Source organism: Saccharomonospora iraqiensis subsp. iraqiensis, from assembly GCF_000430445.1.
Classification (GTDB): Bacteria; Actinomycetota; Actinomycetes; order Mycobacteriales; family Pseudonocardiaceae; genus Saccharomonospora; species Saccharomonospora iraqiensis.
In genome coordinates this window covers 1,626-3,892 of the sequence record NZ_KE387036.1, presented here as the reverse complement: position 1 = coordinate 3,892, position 2,267 = coordinate 1,626, and the positions used below count along the sequence as shown (strand labels likewise).

3 protein-coding genes are annotated in these 2,267 nt (G+C 68.4%); all 3 read right to left on the bottom strand.

From position 1 onward, the window contains the following. Positions 1–48: 48 nt before the first annotated feature. On the bottom strand, positions 49–579 hold the full coding sequence (locus ACTIR_RS0101700; protein WP_026452993.1) for an AmiS/UreI family transporter: 531 nt from the start codon (positions 577–579) through the stop codon (positions 49–51). 50 nt (positions 580–629) lie between these two features. Further along, entirely contained in the window at positions 630–1,643 is a 1,014-nt protein-coding gene (locus ACTIR_RS0101695) for an alpha/beta fold hydrolase (RefSeq protein ID WP_026452992.1), read from the bottom strand. Positions 1,644–1,683: 40 nt separating this feature from the next. After that, positions 1,684–2,267: acetamidase/formamidase family protein (locus ACTIR_RS21130; protein ID WP_034237826.1), on the bottom strand; the 584-nt coding region annotated here is incomplete at its 5' end.

The following is a 2,267-nucleotide window of genomic DNA, read 5'->3' as shown; positions in this document are numbered from 1 at the left end:
CGCGGCGTCGTCCGTCCCGTGACGGCTTCAGGCACCGGCGGCCCCGGGTCAGGCCGGCAGGGTGAGGTAGTCGGTGAGCAGCAGGTAGGCCGGGAGCCAGCCGGTTCCGATGCCGACGAGGAGGGTGACGACGCCCGCGATCCGGGTGATGGGGCGTTGCAGCCCGAGCAGGACCCAGTACAGGAACCACAGCACCGCCCACGCGGCCCAGTTCACGCCCAGCCAGGTCATCCACGTCGCGCCGTCCGCGTCGGCGAGGGTGAGGGCGGCGGTCGGCGCCGCGGTGAGCGCGACGAACAGGCTGTACCAGCCGAGTCCGCGCCCGTCCACGTCCACGTACCGGTTGTAGGCGATCCACAGGTAGGTGAACGAGAACAGCAGGATCTGCGCCCCGAACACGATGGCGGTGAAGTCGTCCCGCATCGTGCCGAGGACCATCGAGATGATCGCCGCGACCAGGATGATCCCGCCGGAGAACAGGTTGATGATGCCGATCTCGCGGTCCTGGATGTGGCCCAGCAGCCAGAGGCCGTTCAGAGCCAGCACGGCCCCGACGTAGAGCAACACGAGAGCGATCATGGGTGACCCGGTCCTTCCCCTGACGGACGTCGCGTGTGGTGCCGACCCGCTCAGCTCGCGAGCAGGTCCTTGAGTGCGGTGTCGATGAACTCGGTGTCGGTGGGGTTGGCGCCGCTTCCCGCGAAGTGGCCCCAGACGGACGGGATCGGGCGGAACTCGGCGTTCGGCAGCAGCCCCGTCTCGTACTCGCTGTCCTCGGGGGTGAAGTAGAGGTCCGTCCGGCACGGCATGACGACGGCGCGCGCGGTGATCGCGTTCAGCGCGGCGGTGAGGTCGCCCCGGTAGCGGTCGTTGGCGCTCGGGTCGCCGTGTTGCCACGTCCAGGCCATCGCCAGCAGGTTGTTCGGGTCGCGCTGGAGGAAGAAGCCCTCCCAGAAGCCGACGAGGAAATCCTCCAGGGAGGCGTGGCCGAGTTCCCGCCAGAGCTCGTCGCGGTAGAAGGCCTGGGACATCCCCCACCCGGCGTACACACGCCCGACCGCGCGCAGCGCACGGTGCGGCTTGTCGGTGTACCACCCGTCCTGCCATGCCGCGTCGGTGCGGATCGCGGCCTTGACGGCCTCCAGGAAGACGACGTTGTGCGGCCACACCCGGGCGGTGCCGCAGAACGGGCCGATCCGTTCGACCATGTCGGGATGGGCCGCGCCCCACTCGAAGGACTGCATCGCCCCCATCGACCATCCGGTGACCAGGGCGACCCGGTCGAAGCCGAGCACCTCGGTCACCAGCCGGTGTTGCAGGCGCACGTTGTCGTGCACGGTCACCGGCGGGAACGCCGCCTGGTTGAACGGCTCGGCGGTGTTGCTCGGGGAGCTGGACACGCCGTTGCCCAGCATGTTCGGCACCACGATGAACCAACGGTCCGGGTCCAGGGCCATGCCGGGGCCGATGAGCCACTCGTTGTCCTGATGTCGACCCGAGTACCAGGTCGGATAGACGATCAGGTTGTCCTTCGCCGCGTTCGGCTTGCCGTAGGTCTGGTAGACCAGCTCCACGCGGGGCAGGGTCTGCCCGCACTGCAGCGTGACGTTGTCGAAGACGGCCTTCTCCGGCTCGCGGGCCATGGGACCTCTCCCTTCCGTCCGGGTGACACGGGTCCGAGTGTCAGGAGGTGACGCAGACTTGCCCGCGGTCCTGCTTGACCGGCCCCTGCCCGCCCGGCCGGATGTCGAAGTCGAAGATCTCGGTCGGCAGGTACAGCGAGCAGCACGCGTTGGGGATGTCCACCACGCCGCTGACCCGTCCCTCGATCGGGGACGTGCCCAGGATCAGATACGCCTGCTGCCCGGTGTAGCCCCACTGCTTCAGGTACTCGATGGCGTTCAGGCAGGCGTTGCGGTAGGCCTCGGTGGCGTCCATGTACAGGTTGGTGTTGTCCCGGTGGTCCACCGAGACGCCGATGAAGGTGAGGAACTCCGAGTACCGCGGCTCCACCCGGCCGGGGATGAAGGCCGGGTTGGTGTGGATGCCGTAGGTGTCCATCCCGCCCTTGATGAGGTCGACGGCGAGGTCGATGTAGCCGCCCATCTCGATGGCGCCGCAGAAGTTGATCTCGCCGTCGCCCTGGCTGAAGTGCAGGTCACCGCCGGAGAGTTTCGCCCCGGGCACGTGCACCGGGTAGAACACCCGCGAGCCGCGGGTGAAGTTCTTGATGTCGTGGTTGCCGCCGTTTTCCCGCGGCGGGACGG

Coding starts and splice junctions, on each gene's coding strand:
- ACTIR_RS0101700 (WP_026452993.1), bottom strand. CDS start 579: ATGATCGCTCTCGTGTTGCTCTACGTCGGGGCCGTGCTGGCTCTGAAC.
- ACTIR_RS0101695 (WP_026452992.1), bottom strand. CDS start 1,643: ATGGCCCGCGAGCCGGAGAAGGCCGTCTTCGACAACGTCACGCTGCAG.